The sequence below is a fragment of the Paenarthrobacter sp. CM16 genome (assembly GCF_013179505.1).
Taxonomy (GTDB): Bacteria; Actinomycetota; Actinomycetes; order Actinomycetales; family Micrococcaceae; genus Arthrobacter.
Window position 1 is genome coordinate 1 of record NZ_JABMCX010000537.1, and the last position, 1,369, is coordinate 1,369.

1 protein-coding gene and 1 pseudogene are annotated in these 1,369 nt (G+C 64.5%); both read right to left on the reverse strand.

Going from position 1 to position 1,369, the window contains the following annotated elements:
• A pseudogene (locus HP499_RS24285) lies at positions 1–440 on the reverse strand (phosphoglucomutase, alpha-D-glucose phosphate-specific); the annotation flags it as partial.
• 286 nt (positions 441–726) lie between these two features.
• On the reverse strand, positions 727–1,369 hold a 643-nt coding region (locus HP499_RS24290), incomplete at its 5' end, for an SDR family NAD(P)-dependent oxidoreductase (protein ID WP_172326578.1).

The window sequence follows — 1,369 nt, forward strand, 5'->3', positions numbered from 1 at the left end:
CTGGGGGTGACCACGATGCCGTCGGCCTGGGGGGTGCCCGGCGCGGCTTCGCGGTTGTACTTGAGGATGGCGTGGCTCAAGGCCGGTGTTGGAGTGTAGCCGTGGCGGGCGTCTACCAGGACGGTCACGCCGTTGGCGGCCAGTACTTCGAGAGCGGAATTCTGGGCCGGCTCACTGAGGGCGTGGGTGTCGCGGCCGATGAACAGCGGCCCTGTAATGCCCTGGCGGCCGCGGTATTCAACGATTGCCTGGGTGATCGCAAGAATATGGGGCTCGTTGAACGATGCCTTCAAACTGGATCCACGGTGTCCCGACGTTCCAAATGCCACGCGTTGCGCGGGATCGCCCAAGTCCGGAGCTACGTCGAAATACGCGTCCAGCAGGGCTGTGATGTCAACAAGGTCCTGGGGAAGGGCAACTGTGCCCGCTCGGCTAGCCATGGGGTCCAGCATGCCAGACCTTGGCGTCCGCTGACACGAAATGTCCGGGATCCGGCCCCTGTGACGCCGAAAGGCGGTGATACGTCAGGACAAAAACCGCCAAGCCGGCAAAGATTCATTCCCCGTTAAGACCGCACCGGGTGCAGCTGTTCCCGCCTGGCACGCCACCCGTAGCCCAAGGGCGCACCTGTTCGCGCGATTCGCTCCAGAGGTTACGGGTGCGATCGGAGGTAACGGTGGCGAACAACCCACCCTTACCCCCGGCCGGAGCGCTTCATAAGCACTGCTAGACGGCGGTGTACCCGCCGTCGACCAGCACGTAGGAGCCTGTCATGAAACTGGCCTTGTCCGAGAGCAGGAACGTGGTGACGTTCGCGACTTCCTCTGCTGTGCCCAAGCGGCCAAGGGGGTGCTTCGCTTCGAGGCCACTGACAACTTCCTTCGGTGCGGCGGCCAGCAACGGAGTGTCGATGTAGCCCGGGCCGATGGCGTTGACGCGGAGACCCTGCGCGCCGTATTCGGCTGCGGCGTTCTTAGTAAGGCCAACTACGGCGTGCTTGGCGGCGGTGTAGGCGGCGTTGCCCGGAGCAGCGACCGCGCCATGAATGGAGGCCATGTTCACAATGGCACCTTCAGAGGCGCCAGCGGCAAGGATGGCGGGGATCTGATGGCGCATGCCGTACAGGACGCCGCTCAGGTTGATGGCGATGACCCTGTCCCAGTCTTCGATGTCGACGTCGCCTACAGGGGCGCTGGCGCCACCGATCCCGGCGTTGTTCACGGCATAGTTGAGGGCGCCGTAGGTTTCCACGGCGAAGTCGACCGCCTTTTTGCTGTCCTCGGCCACCGCAGTGTTGCCTTGGAACGGAACTGCGGTGCCGCCGTCGGCCGTGATCTCGTTGGCCACCCGGGTGGCGGCGTCGAGGTTC